Origin of the sequence: Virgibacillus chiguensis (assembly GCF_900129865.1) — a bacterium.
Taxonomy (GTDB): Bacteria; Bacillota; Bacilli; order Bacillales; family Amphibacillaceae; genus Virgibacillus; species Virgibacillus chiguensis.
Map to the genome: position 1 here is coordinate 146,317 of NZ_FQXD01000007.1, position 19,841 is coordinate 166,157.

Annotated in this window: 16 protein-coding genes; 5 read left to right on the top strand and 11 right to left on the bottom strand. The window is 36.3% G+C overall.

Going from position 1 to position 19,841, the window contains the following annotated elements; genetic code table 11:
- Positions 1–375 precede the first annotated feature (375 nt).
- The 7 genes from BUB45_RS10070 to BUB45_RS10100 form a co-directional block, all read right to left on the bottom strand.
- Positions 376–864, bottom strand: coding sequence for an arginine repressor (locus BUB45_RS10070; protein ID WP_073008323.1), 489 nt, complete (start codon positions 862–864; stop codon positions 376–378).
- A 162-nt stretch (positions 865–1,026) separates the two neighbouring features.
- On the bottom strand, positions 1,027–1,968 hold the full coding sequence (arcC, locus tag BUB45_RS10075; protein ID WP_073008326.1) for a carbamate kinase: 942 nt from the start codon (positions 1,966–1,968) through the stop codon (positions 1,027–1,029).
- Between the two features lie 32 nt (positions 1,969–2,000).
- On the bottom strand, positions 2,001–3,428 hold the full coding sequence (gene arcD, locus BUB45_RS10080; RefSeq protein ID WP_073008329.1) for an arginine-ornithine antiporter: 1,428 nt from the start codon (positions 3,426–3,428) through the stop codon (positions 2,001–2,003).
- A 47-nt stretch (positions 3,429–3,475) separates the two neighbouring features.
- A complete protein-coding gene (gene argF / locus BUB45_RS10085) occupies positions 3,476–4,492 on the bottom strand; it encodes an ornithine carbamoyltransferase (protein ID WP_073008332.1) in 1,017 nt (338 codons plus the stop codon).
- A gap of 129 nt (positions 4,493–4,621) precedes the next feature.
- Positions 4,622–5,854 (bottom strand): arginine deiminase, encoded by a 1,233-nt coding sequence (arcA, locus tag BUB45_RS10090; protein ID WP_073008335.1) that lies wholly within the window; start codon positions 5,852–5,854, stop codon positions 4,622–4,624.
- 335 nt (positions 5,855–6,189) lie between these two features.
- The gene (gene argS, locus BUB45_RS10095) at positions 6,190–7,857 is read right to left on the bottom strand and encodes an arginine--tRNA ligase (protein WP_073008338.1); all 1,668 of its coding nucleotides are present in this window, start codon (positions 7,855–7,857) and stop codon (positions 6,190–6,192) included.
- A 318-nt stretch (positions 7,858–8,175) separates the two neighbouring features.
- Entirely contained in the window at positions 8,176–8,853 is a 678-nt protein-coding gene (locus tag BUB45_RS10100) for a Crp/Fnr family transcriptional regulator (RefSeq protein WP_073008341.1), read from the bottom strand.
- 1,038 nt (positions 8,854–9,891) lie between these two features.
- Between BUB45_RS10100 and BUB45_RS10105 the strand changes: the two genes are divergently transcribed.
- Positions 9,892–10,203 (top strand): helix-turn-helix domain-containing protein, encoded by a 312-nt coding sequence (locus BUB45_RS10105; protein ID WP_073008344.1) that lies wholly within the window; start codon positions 9,892–9,894, stop codon positions 10,201–10,203.
- Positions 10,204–10,351: 148 nt separating this feature from the next.
- Here the strand turns inward: BUB45_RS10105 and BUB45_RS10110 are convergent, their stop codons facing one another.
- The gene (locus BUB45_RS10110) at positions 10,352–12,064 is read right to left on the bottom strand and encodes a sensor histidine kinase (RefSeq protein ID WP_073008347.1); all 1,713 of its coding nucleotides are present in this window, start codon (positions 12,062–12,064) and stop codon (positions 10,352–10,354) included.
- Positions 12,051–12,767 carry a response regulator transcription factor gene (locus BUB45_RS10115; RefSeq protein WP_073008351.1) on the bottom strand — a complete coding sequence of 239 codons (717 nt, stop codon included), beginning with the start codon at positions 12,765–12,767 and terminating at the stop codon, positions 12,051–12,053. Before BUB45_RS10115 ends, BUB45_RS10110 begins: the two co-directional genes overlap by 14 nt.
- Positions 12,768–13,182: 415 nt before the next feature.
- On the opposite strand from BUB45_RS10115, the gene BUB45_RS10120 reads away from it, so the two are divergent.
- Entirely contained in the window at positions 13,183–13,875 is a 693-nt protein-coding gene (locus tag BUB45_RS10120) for an ABC transporter permease (RefSeq protein ID WP_073008354.1), read from the top strand.
- Positions 13,876–14,781 (top strand): ABC transporter ATP-binding protein, encoded by a 906-nt coding sequence (locus BUB45_RS10125; RefSeq protein WP_073008357.1) that lies wholly within the window; start codon positions 13,876–13,878, stop codon positions 14,779–14,781. It abuts the gene before it with no gap.
- A 143-nt stretch (positions 14,782–14,924) separates the two neighbouring features.
- On the opposite strand, the gene BUB45_RS10130 is transcribed toward BUB45_RS10125, so the two are convergent.
- Positions 14,925–15,542 (bottom strand): fumarylacetoacetate hydrolase family protein, encoded by a 618-nt coding sequence (locus BUB45_RS10130; RefSeq protein WP_170861741.1) that lies wholly within the window; start codon positions 15,540–15,542, stop codon positions 14,925–14,927.
- A gap of 486 nt (positions 15,543–16,028) precedes the next feature.
- Between BUB45_RS10130 and BUB45_RS10135 the strand changes: the two genes are divergently transcribed.
- A complete protein-coding gene (locus tag BUB45_RS10135; protein WP_073008363.1) occupies positions 16,029–16,913 on the top strand; it encodes a fructose bisphosphate aldolase in 885 nt (294 codons plus the stop codon).
- 429 nt (positions 16,914–17,342) lie between these two features.
- Positions 17,343–17,561 (top strand): hypothetical protein, encoded by a 219-nt coding sequence (locus BUB45_RS10140; RefSeq protein ID WP_073008366.1) that lies wholly within the window; start codon positions 17,343–17,345, stop codon positions 17,559–17,561.
- 513 nt (positions 17,562–18,074) lie between these two features.
- Here the strand turns inward: BUB45_RS10140 and BUB45_RS10150 are convergent.
- Complete coding sequence (locus BUB45_RS10150; protein WP_073008369.1) at positions 18,075–19,604, bottom strand: polysaccharide deacetylase family protein; 1,530 nt, start codon at positions 19,602–19,604, stop codon at positions 18,075–18,077.
- Between the last annotated feature and the right edge of the window lie 237 nt (positions 19,605–19,841).

A 19,841-nucleotide genomic window follows, 5' to 3' on the forward strand; every position in this document is an offset into this window, starting at 1 on the left:
TTCTCCCCTAACAATGTAGTTATAAATGATAATACTTGCATGAAGCAACTGGATTTTCAATATTAGAAAAACTTAGCTAATCATTTTACTTACACTATATTCCTTAAAACTTACACTTTCCTAGTACTAAAAATTCGTTTTTAATAACAAAACCAAGAAAGTTCGAAGGTAAATCCAGTCACAAGGAAGTTCAAGATAGAGTGCTCTTTCATTGGCAGCTGTTCGTAACCTTTGGAAACGTAGCTTATCATCGTTGAAAGCCGTTGTGTTACATCTTCTATAAAGACTATAATTTATACTTCCTAAAACCCCCTTAGGAAACAGCGTATTTAGATGATAGACTTATCCAATACATAGCATCCATTCTGGTGAAAACTAGAATTCTTTTAAATTTGTCGTTGTAAGGAAATTTATGGAATTAAATCGATATTCTATGTTATTCGCCTCCATTTTCGTTCGGCAAAGCAATAAACAGTTGTCGTCTCCGCTAATAATACCAGCAATCTCTTTCCAATGAAGGCACTCGATGAAATAACCAATCGCTTTAGCATTGCCTGGTTCTGACTTTACAATTACAAAATTACCTGAAACATGAACAGATAATATCGTATCAGAAAATAATTCTTGCATTTTTTTTATCGGGTGATTCGTATATTTATTAAACTTCTCAAAAAAGCCATATACGTTATCCCCATTTGGGAAACGCTTTTTACCTATCTCCATTTCTTTTAAATCTTTAGAGAGTGTGGACTTTGCTACATGATAGCCAGCGTCAGACAATCGTTTGCGTAATTCCGCTTGCGTTCCAATTTCATTTGTCATAATAAGTTCTCTTATTTTGCGTTGGCGCTTTTGCTTATTCATACTAGTTTCCCCCTGGAATATGTGAGAGAATCTGTAAACATGTAAATGCATGTTTATACTCTTTTCATTACGATCCACAAAACGTAAAGCTAACCCCTTCGACATATTATGATGGAAAGATACACCCACATCATTTACATTTACGATTCTCTCCTATTTTTCCTATGCTTTAACGATCGTTCCAGCACGACCCTCTATCGCTTCTAATGCTTTATTCAGTGACGTAATAATGCATTTCCTTCCTAGTTTTGATTCAGCAAACGCGATGGCAGCCCTTATTTTGGGAAGCATACTACCCGCAGCAAACTGTCCTTCTTCAGCAAATCTTTTTAGAGCTTCTACCCCTACTTCATGAAGCGCTTGTTGCTGTGGGGAATTATAATTCGTATATACATGCTCGACTTCAGTTAAAATCATTAAAGTGTCTGCTTGAATGAGTTCAGCTAATGTCTCGGAGGCAAAATCTTTATCAATGACTGCTTCCAAGCCAAATATTTTATTGTCTTGTCGATATACTGGAACACCTCCGCCTCCTGTGCTAATGACAACAGTATCGTTATTAACCATTGTTTTAATGACCGCATGCTCTAAGATGCTGACAGGCTGTGGGGAAGGGACAACTTTCCGAAAGCCTCGTCCAGCATCCTCACGAAATTGTACATCATCTGTTTGCATTTGTTTTTTAGCCTCCTCTTCGGAGTAAAAAGGACCAATAGGCTTTGTTGGATGACGAAAAGCTTCATCAGTAGGATCTACTTCTACACGTGTAACAATAGAAGCAACTTCTTTATTCAATCCTTCTTTCTGCAACTGTTCGTCTAACGCATTTTCCAACCAATAACCAATCATTCCCTGACTCATTGCCCCACATGTATCTAAAGGCATGGCAGGTGTTTGTTCACTATCTGACTGTATTTGCTGTAATAATATATTGCCAACTTGAGGACCATTTCCATGGGTAATAGCTACTTGATAACCTTGTTTTATAATCTCAATTAATTGTTCTGCTGTTTGATTTAATGCTTTCTGTTGCGCTATAGCAGTGGCGCTTCCAGATTGAATCGCATTTCCACCAAGCGCAATAACGATGCGTTTACCTCTCATATTTCCACTCCTTTTACTGAATCTTTCGTTATTTAAATGTTTATTTTTCCTGTCAATAATCCAGCTAGTGCGATAACACCTAGGATAACAATGATAAACATGAACATTCTTTCTATTTTTGTATCTTGTTTTTGAATATTATTTTCTTTTAATGCCCATTTATAAAGAATAATGCCTGGTGCATACAGCAACATTGTTAACAATAAATAATCGATTCCAGCTGCATATACAAGCCATATTGCATAAATACTTGCAATGACACCGACGATTTTTTCCTTTTTACGTTTTTTCACTGATTGATACGTTTCGCCCGTTAAAGTCAGTTTTACTTGATAAAATGCAGACAGCATATACGGAATTAAAATCGCTGAAGATGCTAGAGAAAAAGTAAAGTTATAGGCCGTTTCTGAAAATAAAAGAGTAATTAGAAATAGCTGTACGAGTCCATTTGTTAGCCATAAAGAGTTAACAGGTGCTTTATTTTTATTTTCTTTGGCTAACCATTTAGGGAACACATTATCTTTTGCAGTGACATAAGGCAATTCAGCCGCAAACATCGTCCATCCTAGCCATGCTCCCATAACAGAAATAATTAGCCCGAGGTTAATAACAATGGCTCCCCATTTTCCGACAATTTCTTCCATCACATAAGCCATAGCTGGGTTAGGCAATGCGGCTAACTCCTCTCTAGGCATAATCCCTAAGGAGAGTAAAGAAATTAAAATATAAATAAGCAAGACACTGATCAAACCAATGACAGTTGCTTTTCCAACATCAGAGCGATTTTTCGCCCTACCCGACATAACAACTGCGCCTTCAATACCAATAAACACCCATAATGTTACAAGCATCGTACTTTTCACTTGGTCTGCAACAGATCCCCACGAAAACCCTTCACTTCCCCAAAACTCAAATGTAAAAGTATCCCATTTGAATCCAATAATTGCAATGATAAGAAACAGGAATATGGGGATTACTTTTGCAATCGTAGCAATTGTGTTAATAAATGCAGCAGAGTTTATCCCTCGCAGTACAAGGTAGTGCACGAGCCATAAAGCAACAGATGCTCCTAGTATACTGGCTATATTTTGCCCCCCTTCAAATACTGGGATAAAATAACCAATGGAGGAGAATACCAACGTCGCGTAGGCTACGTTTCCTAACCAAGCGGATAACCAATAGCCCCAGGCACTATTAAAGCCTAAAAACGTGCCAAACCCATCTTTCGCATAGCTGTATATACCACTGTCAAGTTCGGGTTTTCTCATTGTTAAATTTTGAAAGACAAAAGCAAGTGCTATGATCCCAATTCCAGTTATAATCCAGCCGATAATGACAGCACCAGCATTGGCTCCAAGCGCAATATCTCCCGCTAAGTTAAATGCGCCTCCACCGACCATGGAACCAACTACAAGCGCAATCAACGCAACGAGACTTAGCCTTTTATCGTCTTCGCCCATTTTATTCACCTTCTTTTAAAGAGTAGGGAGAAAAACGTTTCTCCCTCTTAGCTTTTTACATTTCCGTTTGTCGCAGCCATCACAGCTTTAATTGTGTGCAACCTATTTTCTGCTTCTTCAAATACAAAGGAATTTTCACTTTGAAAGACCTCATCTGTTACTTCCATTTCTTTAAGACCAAATTTTCCATAAATTTCTCTACCTACTTCCGTCTCTAAATCATGAAAGCTTGGTAAGCAGTGCAAAAACATCACTTGCTCATTCCCTGTTTTTTCGAGCATTTTTTTATTTACTTGATAAGGAGACAGTAATTCTATTCGCTCATTAAATTGATCCTCTTCTCCCATAGACACCCAGACATCTGTATAAATTACGTCAGCCCCCGAAACTGCTTCATCAATGTTTGATGTAACTGTTATTTTTCCGCCAGTCTCTTTAGACACTTCCTTGGCATAAGCAATGACGTCTTGTTCAGGAAACAAACTTTCAGGTGAACAAATGCGTACATCCATACCGACTTTTGCACCACCAATTAGCAAGCTATTTCCCATATTGTTTCTGCCATCACCTACATAGACGAGTTTCACGCCTTTAAGATGGCCAATATTTTCTTTAATTGTTAATAAATCAGCAAGAATTTGCGTCGGATGAAATTGGTTCGTTAATCCATTCCAAACTGGTACGCCTGAATGTTCGGCTAGACCATTAACTGTGCTTTGTTCAAATCCTCGAAATTGAATACCATCAAACATTCTTCCTAGCACAATAGCTGTATCACGAACAGACTCTTTCTTACCAAATTGAATATCATTCTTTCCAAGGTACTCTGGGTGAGCTCCTAGGTCGATACAAGCAACCGTAAAAGCACATCGCGTTCTCGTTGACGGTTTTTCAAATAATAAAGCAATATTTTGCCCCTCCATGTAGCGATGCGTGATGCCGACTTTTTTCTTTTCTTTAAGATCGCTAGCAAGATCAAGCAAATAGTGAATTTCTTCTGTTGTAAAATCTTTTAATGTTAAAAAATGTCTACCGGCTAATTGATTTGTTAAAGTTGTCCCCATATTTCTTCCTCCTCGTAGTTGGGTAGAAGAAGGTAAATGGATAAGATGTTCCTTCTTCTATCCACATTCATTTGATCAAAATCTCACAAAAACTGTTTCTTCCCTATTCTTCTTTCACCTAGAATTGATTTAGATATCTTTACGAACAAGCGGCATACTCATACAACGCGGACCGCCACGCCCTCTAGATAATTCAGAACTGATAACCTCTATAACTTCGATTCCATGTTCGCGAAGTAGTTTATTGGAAACATAGTTTCGGTCATATGTGACAACGACGCCTGGTGCAATCGCCAATGTGTTCGATCCATCGTTCCATTGTTCTCTTGGTGCCGCAATAACATCCCCACCACCACATGGAATTAACGTTACTTCCTTCAAACCTAGCGCCTCTTTCAACGCCTCCATTAAATTCGTTTTGTGGGTAATCTTGACTGTATCTTCATCTCTTCCTTTTTCAAGAATATAAATATTCATTTCGCCTTTTTTATTTTGAATTTCTGGATGAATGGTGAATTTATCGTAATCCACCATTGTGAAAACAGTGTCTAAATGCATGAACGCTCTGGATTTTGGTATTTCAACAGCAACGACTCGTTTCATATCTGCTTGTCGTTTAAACAGGTTGACAGCTAACCGTTCAATAGATTTCGCCGCTGTTCTAGCACTAATTCCAATAGCAACGGTATCCTTGCTTAACACAAGCTCATCGCCACCTTCGATTGGATGCGGGTAGTCTCTGTCTAACCAGATTGGAATATCATATTGCGCATATCTTGGATGATGATGAATAATGTAGCTCATAAATAAGGATTCTCTCCTCCTAGCTACTTCTCGCATCGTATTAATCGTTAAACCATTGCCAATCGTTGCTGCTGGATCCCTCGTAAAATATAAATTCGGCATTGGGTCTAAATAGAATGGATAATGGTCATCTAATAACTCATACAAATGCGTCTTTTTATTTACTGGAATCTCTGATTTCCTAATACCAGCCATTATTTTTTTAACCATTGCTTCTGTTTCAAACGATAGTAAATAATCAACAATTTGTTGCGAAGAACCATTCATGCTTAAATTGGATTCCTTAAGCACATCTGCCACAAATTTCTTTTTTAAGTCATCTGTATGAAGTGCTTCTGTCAATAAAGTTGTAAGGTACAACACTTCTATTCCTCGATTGCGTAATGTTTGAGCAAAGTAATCATGTTCTTTTTGAATAAGAGGTAAATATGGAATGTCATCAAATAGCAAATGTTGTAAGTACTCAGGAGTTAAATTTTCAACTTCCTCACCTGGCCGATGTAATAAAACAGTTTGTAATTCACCAATTTCTGACGTAACATGTAATGGATGTTTCATTTTAATGACCTCCTAAAATAAATGTTTTATCTTTCACTATCTATCTTAGTTTTCTTTCGTTTCCCCTGGTGTGTAAGCGATTACGGTAAAGTTGTGAAATTTTTCTTTATCTCACTGGCAAATATCGACAACTTTTGTATAAGAAAACCACACGCTAAATGTGAATTTATTCACATTTAGCGTGTGGTTATTTTGTTCTTACACCCTCTCGTTCTATTTTATAGATGAGGTGGCGAACATTTTTAGACGAACAGGAGCGAACTTCTACACATATTTTGCAATACAAATAGCCGAACAATTATCATTAGATTGTTCGGCTTCTCATGTAAAATATTTTACATTTTTTCTGGTGCATGTACACCAACCATACGAAGTGCGTTGTCAAGCGTTATTTTAACTGCTTGTAGCAACGCTAGCCTTGCTTTCGTTACTTCTAACTGACTTTCATCTAACACTTTCTCTGCATTATAGAAACTGTGCAATTGAGAAGCTACATCAAATGCGTACTGCGTTATTTTATGCGGAATTCGTTTCTCCGCGGCGTCCAACACCAGTTGCGGAAATGAAGCTAATAGCTTTAACAAGTTTATTTCACTCGTTTGTTTTAATAAAGAACTATCATACTTTTCATAAGCATACCCACTTGCTTCGGCTTTATCTAGTAACGTACAAATGCGTGCATGGGCATATTGTACATAATAAACCGGGTTGTCATTTGATTGGGAACGGGCAAGTTTTATATCAAAATCCAAATGTGTATCACAAGAGCGCGTATTCATCATGTAACGCATGGCATCAACGCCTACGTCTTCCATTAGTTGCCTTAGTGTGAGCGCCTTTCCAGACCGCTTACTCATTTTCACTCGCTCGCCGTCTTCAAATAAATTCACCATTTGAATAATCTCCGTCTCCAACTTCTCTTTTGGATACCCTAATGCTTGGATTGCCGCTTCCATTCGCGGAACATAGCCATGATGATCTGCTCCCCATACGTTAATTAACTGATCAAAACCACGCTCCAGTTTATCATTATGGTAAGCAATATCAGACGCTAAATACGTGTAGCTGCCATCTGATTTAATAACGACGCGATCTTTATCGTCGCCATATTTTGTCGTCCGAAACCATGTAGCACCATCCTGTTCATAAATGTCACCAGATGTGCGCATTTTATCAAGTGCTTGATCTACTTTGCCCTTTTCATATAAAGACATTTCCGAAAACCATTGGTCAAATGGCACCCGAAATTGGTTTAAATCATGCTCGATCTTTTTCAATTCAAAGTCTAATCCGTAGCGCCGAAAATAGGCTAAACGCTCTTCTTTCGGTTTGTGCAACCATACATCGCCTTCATCTGCAGCTAATTTTTTCCCAATATCGATAATGTCTTGCCCGTAATAGCCATCTGCTGGCATTTCCGCTTCTCGTCCTAGCGCTTGCATATACCGCGCTTCCACTGATAAAGCAAGGTTATGCATTTGATTCCCAGCGTCATTGATATAATATTCTCGCTCGACGTGATAACCAGCAGCTTCCAATACGTTACCAAGCGCATCTCCATAACTCGCACCACGAGCATGCCCTAAATGAAGATCCCCTGTAGGATTGGCAGAAACAAACTCAATTTGAATACGATAATCTTTCGTATCATGCTTGCCATAATTCGCTTGTTCTTCCAATATATATGGTACTAACGGTGTTAAATAATCATAGTCTATAAAAATATTAATAAAACCAGGTCCAGCAATGTCCACCTTCTGTATATATGTACCCGCTACATCGATGTGGTCGACAATAGCTTGGGCAATTTGTCTTGGCGGTTGCTTTGCCACTTTTGTTAGTTGCATCGCAATATTCGTTGCGTAATCCCCGTGCTGGTCGTTGTTTGGCTTTTCCAAGACAATTGGAGGAACATCCGATATTTTCTCTATCCACTCCGTTTTTAAAACCGCTTGCTGTATTACATTTCTTATTAGATCTTCCGCCTCCCGTAGAATATTCATTTTCTTTCCCTCCTTATTTGTTCAATAAATCACAATTATACATGATCGCTTGTTGCTTTTATTGGAAAAACTTAGACTGTCTCCAAGTCCTTATGGTGAAAGGCGTAGGTTTTGCTTATACTATGAACCTTTAAACTTTCATACTTTCCTACAGTGCAATGATATGACCTAAAGGCATCTAAACGAAAAAAATAAAGCGCTACTGCTTTCTAGCCTTCACCAGATAACAACTTCTCATTATCGTGAAACTTACAACACCACATTATAAGAGATAAATAGGTGTTCGCTCATGAACAGCCATACTGGTTTTATGGTTTCCTACACGGTAAAATAATCCCTATCATATATAATAAAACGCCTGTCCTTTAATATAAGAATACCGGATTTCTTTAAATCATTATAAATATGCGAAACAGTTTCACGAGACGCTCCTGTTAATTTCGACAGCTCCGTTAACGTCATTGGTAAATCGATAATCCACCTCCCGTTATCCTTATAACCAAAATCTTTGATCAAACATGCTAGAGACTGCTCTACCCTATCTCTTACGTTTGAAGTGGTTAAAGTTTGGAGGCGATTTTCATGATATTCCAAAATTTTCGATAAATGATGAATGATAGCGAAAATTTGCTTCGTATTATACATTGCCTTTTCTTCTAAAATTCTTGTGGGGATATAATAAACAACGATATCCGTTAGCGCAGATGCTGAGAAATGATAAAAATTATCTTTAAAAAAACCACCGTACGGAAACATATTATATGCTCTTACATAGTCAACATAAAGCATGGTTCCTTCCGAACTAACTTTTTCTAATTTTACAAACCCTTCCTTTAAAAAATAAATCCTCTCTCTAGGATCACCTTCCATAAATAATAATTGGTTCTTTTTATATGTTCTTAAAAACAAAAAGTTCTCTAAATCAAATAATTCCGCTCTCGTAAAATACGATAAAAATTCAAATTGACTATAGTCTATTGTTTCTTTCACTTTCATACTAGTATGCCACCCCCATAACTATGTAGAAGTGTAAAGCGAATTTTCAATCATATAAAACTTTTTCATCTTCTTCCCCGCTGTTTGTCGTCCCATATAAAAACTTGACATATTGCCAATTCTTTATAAAGAAAGACGCTGTATTATTCTTTATTCGATAGACCCTTACTTTTATACTTTTTATGGTGCAAAAGCTCATTTAGTATGTTTCATTTCAACTCGTCCGGTACACTTAAAAACTTTATTTTTGAAAAGCTTGCGATGTCATTATGGCGATGAAATGTCAATGTTTTGTGCTTATACGATAAATCCTAAAAGTGTTACACTTTCCCAACGCGCAAGTGAAAGTAAGGAATAACGCATCGTTTTCCTTATCGTTCATCCTATAAGATAGCGCTTTCAATAATTGTTCGTTTTTGTTGTCTTTACAAACAATACATGATGAAGAACGCAAAATCGGAAATAGTCATTGTGACATAATAAATAGTGTTATTATTGTTTCAAGTCGACATAAGAAAAAGAACATCTATAAGGTAAATCGAATGAGCATATTTAATGAATAAAACGTACTTAAAGACTCGTTCATACCACAAGATCTAAGTTCTATTGCTGTTCTTATAGTTGTATGAGCAAATGTTTTACATAGTTTAAGGTAGACTTGATTTAGCGTCAAAATTGTAAGTAAAAGCCAAAATTTGCATTCTTTATAAGGTTGAAATCCTATTCAATCTCGCAATATGCGACGGCCTTTTTTCAAAATATCAAATGTTAGAAAAACTTGACTTACCGTCAAAAGCTTCATTGGAAAAGCCACCATTTTGTATATACGATAAAACCGAAAATTTTTACTTTCTAAATTAGAAGCATATTGGGCATACCTAAGTGATATAAAAACATGCTTATTTCTAGGCACAATAAGCAAGGAACCGTTCATATTCCTAAAGGCAAATTACCAATTTGGTAATTAATTTTATAATAGCTTTTTTTCTTGATCATGTCAAGCAGTAAATTACCAAACTGGTAAAAGAGGTGAGCATTTTGAATGATATTGGAAAAAGACTCGTTCATTTAAGAAAATTAGAAAATCTAGGTCAAAAGGAGGCAGCAAAACTGATAGGAATTTCTAGTGTTAATTTATCCCGTTACGAAAAGGGAAATCGAACTCCTAACCCTGACATGATAAAAAAACTAGCAAAATTTTATTGTGTGAAACCATCCTACCTAGCCTTTGGTGAAGAAGAGCATTTAAATTTTCTATCTGACATAACGAAAGAAGAAGCAAAAATGTTAAAAGATTATTTGATTAGAATTCGTGAAGAAAGACAAAAGCACGGAGAAGAAAATTTATAAGAAGAGATGAATGAATGATGTTCCAAAAAAATTAGGCTTGTAGTTTATAAGAAGCAAGGACCTGTAACATTAAATGTAACTGCTTAACTGTTTATAAATACATTTAATGTTACTACCTTGTTCTCTCTAATGATAAAGAGATCTATTCCTAACCCAAAGGCAATAAAATACGAATTACCGTCCCCTCTCCTGGCTTACTTTGCACCCGAATTGATCCATTGTGTAGTGCAATCAATTGTTTGGAAATCGCCATACCAAGACCTGTTCCGCTATCTGTTTCGGTGGTATTCGTACCTCGATAATAACGGGTAAATAAGCGGTTGACGGTTTCGTTATCCATGCCCACACCATTATCTACAATCTTAATCACCATTACATGCTGCTCGATCAACTCGGTGGATATGGTAATCATTGTCCCTGCAGGGTTATATTTGATTGCATTTGCTATGACATTATCCATAATTCGCTGAAACCATTTACGGTCAATGAAACCGATAATTTCGTTGTGAGATGGTTGAAAGCGAAGTTCCTTATCCGCATACAACTTATTGTTCATAAACTGAAGAATGGTTCTACGAATACATTCGTTCATGTCTGTCCGCTCTTTTGAAATAGGCAATTCTCGGTTTTTTAATTGATACGTTAAGTTTAAATCTTCAATCAGATCTTTCATATACGTTGATTTTTTGCTTATTACAGAGGCAAATTCTCTTATTTCAGCCTCATTCCAAGAATACGCATCAGATTCCATCATGTTCGCATATCCTTGGATAGAGGCCAACGGTGTTTTTAGATCGTGAGAGATACCACTCACCCATTCTTCCCTTGACCGTGATATACGTCTTCGTTCTACATCTCTTTCCCGTAGAATATCCGTTAATTGTGTTAACGTAAAGAATAGATCTTTATAAAGTCGATACTTTCTTTTTATGTCACCATATTTATTGAACAACATAGGTTGTCCAGTTCTTGGATGTACTGGTTGCTCATAGATGCCATGTCCAAGATTTTGAAGCCACCTTATAAACATAAGTAATGGGGAGCTAAATTTGTGTGCATACCAGTAAGTGGCCAATAACAAAAACAAGATAACGAAAACAGCCACTACAATGACACTATTACTAATCTTCCCCTCCATGTTTCCTGCAAGGCTAGAAGAGGAAGTTGGCTCTTTTCCAACAATTAAAGTAAGTCGAGAAGGCTCATGAAAATAACTTTCCGCATGACTCCATTTTTGATCCGCTTCGATAGCAATTAAATCTTCTGTCAGATAAGATGTTGGAGCATCTTTCCCATAGCTGTCTAATGTCTTTCCAGTATAATCCACAAGTAACGCCCAACCATCTATCTTATCCAGCTTCGTTTTTACCGCCCCTAAAAGCTCCAGCTTTTGATTCTTCCAACTTATATTTTCTTTTATTGCTTGCATAATATTTTTTTGCCACTTATGTTTGCCAAATACGACATAGTACTGCTTTTCTGCAAATTCTCCCCATACCCAGTATGTACTTATATTATTGTCTTCAGAATACAATAACGTTTCCATACGTTTGCCTTTCAAGCTTGGAGGGGTGTTATGAGAACCAATGACTTTGCCTTCTTCTGTTAAAACAGCAAGCCAACCATCTTGTTCTTCCACTCGTATTTTTAACCCCTGTTCGATCTCGGCCGTTCCTGCTTTTACTTCTACACGATTTTCAATAAATAGATCACTAGCCTTTGTCAGATCTTCCACTGTCTCTGTTTGCTCTGAGAAATAGGAGATTAAGATAAATATCGTTATGTTGAGTACAAACGCAAATACAAACAGCATCAGTAATTGCAAGAGCAATTGCACGATAAATCTTCTATGTATTTGCATGTGATTTACCATTTGGTATAAATTTATAACCAAGCCCTCTCACGGTAATTACATAGCAAGGCATACTTGGATTTTCTTCTATTTGTTCCCTTAATTTACGTATATGTACCATGACGGTATTATCTTCTCCTAAATACTCCTCGCCCCAAACTTGCTCATAAAGCTGGCTTTTACTAAACACTTGATTCGGGTGCTGACAAAAAAATAATAACAATTGATACACTTGTGCTGGCAATGTAACTTTTTTCCCTTTCAGCATCACTTCAGCAGACAGCGTGTTGATCCGTATATTCCCATCATCATAATACGTTTTTTGACGGTGAGCCGTTCGACCTTGCTTTCTCCGCAAGTGCGCCTTTATCCGAGCGACGACTTCAAGTGGATTGAACGGTTTCGTAATATAATCATCCGCTCCTACCGCAAAACCAGATAGCTTATCCAAATCGGACGTCCGAGCTGTTAAAAAGAAAATAGTTGCATCGGAAATAGCTCTAATTTTAGGGCAGACATCAAAACCATCCTCCCCAGGCAGCATGACATCTAATAGAATGACGTCGTATTGCTTACTTTTACACAGTTGGATAGCCCCTTCAGCCGTCTTTGTAACATCAATATGGGTGAATCCTTCTTTACTTAATATAGTTTGTAGCATTTGTAATATGGCTTGTTCATCGTCCACAATTAATAATGGAGAATGTTGCATAAAAACACTCCTAACAGCAGTTTTATGATAGATATATCGAACCTGTTTAGAACTTGGCCTTTTATCAAAGTTTTTAGACGATTGCCGTCGTTTTTCTTATACTATAAACCAAATAGTGCAAGATGTGGCAGTTACAGCTGGACAAGTCTCCATAGAAGATAACAGCATTTAACCACGATTGGATAAAAGCCCCTCTAAATATTGATTCACTTTATCTATTCTTTATCATACCATCGCCTTAAACAAAACATCGATCAATTAAGGAAAAATTAAGGTGTTAGTTGCTTCACGTTAAGGTTGGCTATTTATAATAGATTTACAGAGGTTGTTCAAAAAGTACATTAAAGTGGAATGCTCATGTTTTGAGCTAGTACGCTTTGAACGGAACCTTACATTGGAATGAGGAGGAGAAATCATGCTTGCCATTAGCAAAAGAGAGTTTATTGAATCTTTTAAAGGAATTAAACCAATTATTATCATCGCTATATTTTTAATTACCGCCTATTATTCAGGCAAATTTTCCGATTTGCTATTATCTGCAAATATTGATTTTACAGCTGAAGAACTAGAGGGCATTCACACAATTGCCATTTCCGGACTCTTAATTATATTTGGTATGCTATTTGTTATGGGACTATCACATGATACGATGAATCGTGAAATGCATGAGCGTACCATTCGTTTTTTAGTGACACGTACTTCACGCTCTGCCATCATTATTGGAAAGTTTTTAGGTATTTGGTTTTTTTGGATCGTTTGCTTAGTTACTTCCTTCATGGTCATTAGCATATTTGTACATAAATTTGACATGATTACTTTATTCCAGGCTACAAGCTTGGTTGCGTATTATCTTGCTCTCACTATTTTATTATCCGTACTCATCCCGAAACCAGGCTTTACCATGTTTCTTAGTATTGTACTTGGAATAGCATTTCCTATTTTTAATTCATGGACTGTATTCACTTCCAATCCTTGGGTAAGCTGGATGAAATATCTACTTCCCTTCTATTATATAAATGATCGTAATTTCTATTTTGTTGGGATTTTATTATTAGTCGGTGTTATCTTATTTATTGCAATAGCAATATTTAACAGGAGGGAATGCTAGATGTTTGCTATTGAAACAAAGCAGTTAACGAAAACCTTTGGAAAAAACAAGGTTGTCGATCAGATTGACTTGCAAGTGAAATCAGGAGAAATATTAGGTTTTTTAGGTCGCAATGGTGCGGGAAAATCGACTTTTATTAATATGCTAACAGGGATCATCCAACCTAGTTCGGGATCGTACTCTCTTTTAGACGTACAAGGCCCGAATGATGACATAAAAAAGCAGATTGGCGTCATGCCCGATTACTCTGCTTTAAATGCTTCTATGACTGCGATGAAACACTTGAAGTTTTTAGCAGCTGTTTCTGAAAAGCCTGTATCTGATGAACGTTGTATGGACATATTAAAACTTGTTGGGCTTGAAGAACAAGCGCATAAAAAAGCGGGCAAATTTTCATTTGGGATGAAAAAGAAGCTTGCTATTGCTCAAGCAATCATTCATGACCCGCAACTAATCTTCCTTGACGAACCGACGTCAGGCCTTGATGCGGAATCGGTTATTCACATTCATCAATTAATTCAGCAATTACATCAACAAGGAAAAACTATTTTTATGACATCCCACAATTTAGATGAAGTAGAAAAGATATGTTCCCGTATCGCTATTATGAAAGACGGAAAAATAGGCAAGATGGGCTCCATGGATGAATTACGTGCATACTATCAATCTACCATTACTGTAACTATTAAGCATTCACCAATCCGCTCTACTCATTTACCAACACTCGAACAATGGCTCACTTTAACAGGCACACAGCTAGAAATGAAAACTTCCCAGTTTACGATTCATGTTACGAGTGAAAAAAAGATTGCGGAAATAATTCGCGCTCTTGGTAAATACAACATAGATATTTACCGCGTAGACGTAAATGAGCCTTCTCTGGAAGAAATATTTTTAGATGAGTAAAGCGGAGAAAATCGTTACTAAGAAAACAGGCTTTATAGTGAAAGCCGTACATTTTGTTTATACGATAGTACCTAAAAAAATAAGAATGGAAAGCAACCTTGCTAGTTCTAAATAATGAGCTGGCAATATCTGCTTATGGTTTCCTATCGCACTCGAAAGCTTCCCTTTACTTCTTCGCCCCATTTCAATGCATACGTTTCACCATGATGAATCGGCCCGACTCCTTCAGGTGTGCCAGTATATATAATATCTCCTGCTTTTAAACTAAAATTTGCTTGCAAGTAATCAATTATTGCTTGAAATGAGAAAATCATGGAAGCAATATTTCCTGTCTGCACTATCTCTTGATCACGTAATAAGGTGAAGTTGTTTTCTAAACAAGCTGTTTGTCCAGGAAAATCCCAGAAATTCGTATACACCGCCGCATTTTTAAACCCCTTTGCTAGAAGCCATGGATGCCCTTTCTTTTTCAGTTCTGTTTGCACATCGCGCAACGTTAAATCAATTCCTAAAGCCATTCTTGTCACTACATCATCCACTTTATCTCCTGCTGAAACATCTTTGCCAACATATAAAATAATCTCTAATTCATGATGGATTTCGCCTTGGTTAGCTGGAAAATCAATAGGAGTGCCATCAGCAATTACCAACGAGTTGGTAAGTTTTGAAAAAATTAAGGGTTTTTCTGGTATATCGTTCCCTAGCTCGATAGCATGATCTGCATAATTACGGCCAACGCAAAATATATTGTTTATTTTCATATGTATTCCCCTCCGTTTAGATACTGCTTTTAAATCATTATTTTACTCGAATAACTTCTATATTAAACTTTAAATTATCGGATACTTATTGTTCTTATTTTTCTATTATTGTATCATACATGCTACAAGTCGGGGCTCACAAACTTACAAAGCGTTTATGCAACATACAAAACACAATTACTAAGAGATTTAATGTAAAATGAATTCATTTTCATGCGTTAAACTATATCCTTTTTGTTGTAAGTGCTACAATAATAGTAGATGAGCTGTTCATTTAAATGAAGCTGGCTTTTTGCGTTGTAGAGCATGTCTATCGTAAAAAAAGCTACTTGTGGCAGACATTTATTTAATACGGAACCTTTGAAATCAAAGGTTATATTCCCCAGATTGAACAGTCACTAAAATCTGTTGCTTCTGTCACCTTCTTATGTATAATTCGTTCTGAGCTGAAGAAGCTAGCACTATTACTAAAAAGGAGTGGAAATCATGCAACAACAACAATTTGAAAAAATGAAAAACGGCAAAGGTTTTATTGCCGCACTTGATCAAAGTGGAGGCAGTACACCGAAAGCATTAGCTGCTTACGGAATTTCTGAAGACGCTTATTCCAACAAAGATGAAATGTTTGATTTAGTACACGAAATGCGTACACGAATCATTACATCGCCTGCATTTGATTCAAATTACATTTTAGGGGCTATTTTATTTGAAAAAACAATGGATCGTAAAATTGAAGGAATGTATACAGGCGATTACTTAGCTGAGAAAAAAGGGATTGTACCCTTTCTAAAAGTAGACAAGGGACTTGCCGAGGAAGCCAATGGCGTCCAACTCATGAAGCCTATTACAGACCTTGACGAAACATTAAAACGGGCAAACGAACGCCACATATTCGGTACAAAAATGCGCTCTGTGATCAAAGAAGCAAATGCGGAAGGAATTAAAGCTGTAGTAGATCAACAATTTGACGTTGGTAAACAAATTATCGCTACTGGTTTAGTTCCAATTATTGAGCCAGAGGTAGACATTAACAGCCCAGAAAAAGAAAAATGCGAGCAGATGTTAAAAGTAGAAATTCTCAAACATTTAAATAACTTAACGAAAGATGAATTCGTAATGCTAAAATTAACCATCCCTACTGTACCAAACTTGTATAAAGAGCTTATCGATTATCCAAATGTTGTGCGTGTTGTTGCGTTATCAGGTGGTTATTCAAGAGATGAAGCAAACGCCAAACTAAAAGAAAATGATGGATTAATTGCCAGCTTCTCTCGAGCACTTAGCCAAGATTTAAATGTTAGCCAGACAGATGAAGAATTTAACCAAGCATTGCAACAAGCGGTTAAATCGATTTATGAAGCTTCCATTTAATGCATTTTCATGCTTTTTATAAAGAGAGTTTTCAATCCTTGGGGGGAGTTTTTATCCCCCTAAGGATTTTGTTTAGATGAGCGAATTACATATTTAGTTGCTGTTATCTCCCAATTATTTGTTGTTCAACATCTTTCCATATGAAAAAAATAAATTCCTCATAAGAATGAGAGACTTTACGTAACATACCTTAAGGGTATTAAATGGCATTATATAGACTAATTGAGATGTTTGCAATCATCATATGCAGCTATTTAGTTTTTATTAACAATTTCTTCAAGTGGAATAACAATTTTGCTTCTATTACTTACTTAACGCCCTATTATCCATTATTTTTTATATAAGTAGGTATATACCTAACACGGAAGGAGTTAAGGTGCATAAAATAGGATTGTGATATTTAACTACATTTAGAAAGGGTGTAATATCGTGTATTGTTCTTATACTACACCACACCATATCAAACAAGAAACATTGTCACAGATTGGACCGTGGGTACAGTACGGTTTAAACGAAGCTCAAAAAACATCTGTCCCTCATGTAATGATGGAAACTGCAGCAATTGCCTATCTGATGGGTAAAGGATACGATCCAAGGGTGGCACATCAAATGGTCGAATCATGGGAAATTAATGAAATGTTTTATTAGCGATATGTGAATCAAATGCAAAGAAATAAAATGCTACAGCTTTAAAAGAAAGTTTAGTCAAAAGTATCCGTAAAAACTCATTTTAAGGCACATAAAAGAATCCATTTTAAAAAAAGACTGATTAAAATGGATTCTTCTCTATTTATGATCTTCAACAATAGCGCCCGATAAACATTAACTATAATATTAACAAATGCCTGTGCTATAATAACTATTTTTATTAGGAGGAATTTTAATGGGTAATTATTCAATATTTGTAATAACTACCGCACATTTCATCTAAGTTTTAACGCTTAATAACAGAAGGAGAATTAGTGCATGGGTATTTTTAGTATTTCGCGAATTAACCCCTTAATTTTGCTAGCGATTGAAATAACAAAGATCCCACCGTGTGGAGCTTTTAAGTATCCATTGCCATACATACAGCTCCTCCAACTGCTGCTCCAATTATATTTTGCTGGGATTATTCTTAATGGATCTGCAGCAGCAAACGGAATTGCTCCTCTTTTTCTGCTAATTTTTCCTTATTTCCGAAACAGTTACCAATTCATAACCTTCTCCAACTAAGTAATCCAATACGGATTGCATCCCATTTACAGTAGATGTATGTATATCATGCATCAACAAAATAGAACCATCTGTTGTATGACTTTTAACTTCATTTAGAATTGCCACTGGATCAAGCGACTCCCAATCTCGTGTATCAACAGTCCAAAGAATGGATGGTAAACCTACAATTTGTTCTATATTTCCATTTGTCGCTCCATACGGTGGACGAAATAAAGTAGAATTTTTCCCCGCAGCATTACGGATAGCTTCATTGGCCTTATCTATTTCTTGTCTTATTCCTGCTACACCTAATTTTGTTAAATCTTTATGGCTCCAAGTATGGTTACCTAATTCATGCCCTTCATCCTTCATTCTTTTAACGACGGTTGCATTTGCAGCTACTTTATTTCCCAGCATAAAAAATGTTGCTTTCGCGTTATACTGTTTTAGTAGATCAAGCACCTTTGGAGTATTTTGCGGATGTGGACCATCATCAAATGTAAGAGCAACTCGCTTCTGATTCGAAGAGTGACGCTTTTCTTCATTGACTGAGGAAGAATTTGAATTTTTTTCTTCCTGCTTTATAGCCGAATTCGCTTGCTTATCCTCTGTGTCTTCTTTATCCTCCGTGCTTTTATTATTCTCTGTACTATCATTATCCCCGGTATTTGCTTTGTTCTCAGTACGTTTATTATTCTCTGTATTATTACTATCCTCAGTGCTTTCATCTCTAATCATATCTTTCCACTCATCTGTTAGTACATCTTGCATTTTCGATAAAGGGATAGTGATTTCCGCTTCTTTATCTATCACTTTATTATTATCAAACTGAAAAACGATCGATTCATCTGCAAGATACATATTGGAAAAATTGTTGTCCTTATCATAGACCCACTCGGATAATTTTTTTCTAGAAAAGTGTTCTCTATATGTATCAGATTGTTCAAATGCATGCTTCAGCAATTGAAAAAGAGTATCTCGGTTCTGTTCTGTATCTTGTAGGATATCAGTTTGATCTATGTAATTACTATTCTTGCTATCTACTATAATGATGTCAGATAAGTCTTGACATTGTTTTTCATGTAAGCAACTCTTTTCATGCATTGCAACAGAATAAATGTGATCTGAAAACTTTTGCATGTCTGAACGGATAGCGAGTGTCGCCTCTTGACTCTTTAATTGTTGTTTATTTTTTTCTACATCGTGTAAAAAGTCTTCTTTAGCTATTTTTACAAATTCTTTCATTTTTTGGTTTAATTTCTTACTCTGAAACTGCGGATAATCAATCTCCATGCTATATACTTTGTCATGTGCTTTTTCAGTAACAACCTGAACTTCTGGATAATTAGGATGCGCTTTTTTTTCACTACTCGCCGTAGTATGGGTAGCAGCAACATCCTTATCTATAGATTTAAACAATGAGCTAACTGTTAATCCAATGGCAATCAATCCGATAACTATCAGTATTCCGTATGTCAATTTAGTGGGCTTCATCACTAATACTCCTTTTGCTTATTGTGTATCCGTGTGATATATAGGCATAGTTCGAGCTATTTCTCCTGGGTAGGACATTTATATGAAAACAAACTTTCATTCCCTTATAAACCAAGGTTGAGATGACTGCACATCTACCAATCGTTTATAAGCATCGCTCTTCCATAAAAGATAACCTCTTATTATTTCTACAATAAGATATAAACCTCTTTTTTTTCTATAAATATTCATTTCTAC

Coding starts and splice junctions, on each gene's coding strand:
- BUB45_RS10115 (WP_073008351.1), bottom strand. CDS start 12,767: ATGCAACATTCTCCATTATTAATTGTGGACGATGAACAAGCCATATTA.
- argS (WP_073008338.1), bottom strand. CDS start 7,857: ATGAATATTCTACGGGAGGCGGAAGATCTAATAAGAAATGTAATACAG.
- argF (WP_073008332.1), bottom strand. CDS start 4,492: ATGGGGACAACTTTAACAAATCAATTAGCCGGTAGACATTTTTTAACA.
- BUB45_RS10150 (WP_073008369.1), bottom strand. CDS start 19,604: ATGAAGCCCACTAAATTGACATACGGAATACTGATAGTTATCGGATTG.
- BUB45_RS10120 (WP_073008354.1), top strand. CDS start 13,183: ATGCTTGCCATTAGCAAAAGAGAGTTTATTGAATCTTTTAAAGGAATT.
- arcC (WP_073008326.1), bottom strand. CDS start 1,968: ATGAGAGGTAAACGCATCGTTATTGCGCTTGGTGGAAATGCGATTCAA.
- BUB45_RS10100 (WP_073008341.1), bottom strand. CDS start 8,853: ATGAAAGTGAAAGAAACAATAGACTATAGTCAATTTGAATTTTTATCG.
- arcD (WP_073008329.1), bottom strand. CDS start 3,428: ATGGGCGAAGACGATAAAAGGCTAAGTCTCGTTGCGTTGATTGCGCTT.
- BUB45_RS10135 (WP_073008363.1), top strand. CDS start 16,029: ATGCAACAACAACAATTTGAAAAAATGAAAAACGGCAAAGGTTTTATT.
- BUB45_RS10130 (WP_170861741.1), bottom strand. CDS start 15,542: ATGAAAATAAACAATATATTTTGCGTTGGCCGTAATTATGCAGATCAT.
- BUB45_RS10110 (WP_073008347.1), bottom strand. CDS start 12,064: ATGCAAATACATAGAAGATTTATCGTGCAATTGCTCTTGCAATTACTG.
- arcA (WP_073008335.1), bottom strand. CDS start 5,854: ATGAAACATCCATTACATGTTACGTCAGAAATTGGTGAATTACAAACT.
- BUB45_RS10125 (WP_073008357.1), top strand. CDS start 13,876: ATGTTTGCTATTGAAACAAAGCAGTTAACGAAAACCTTTGGAAAAAAC.
- BUB45_RS10070 (WP_073008323.1), bottom strand. CDS start 864: ATGAATAAGCAAAAGCGCCAACGCAAAATAAGAGAACTTATTATGACA.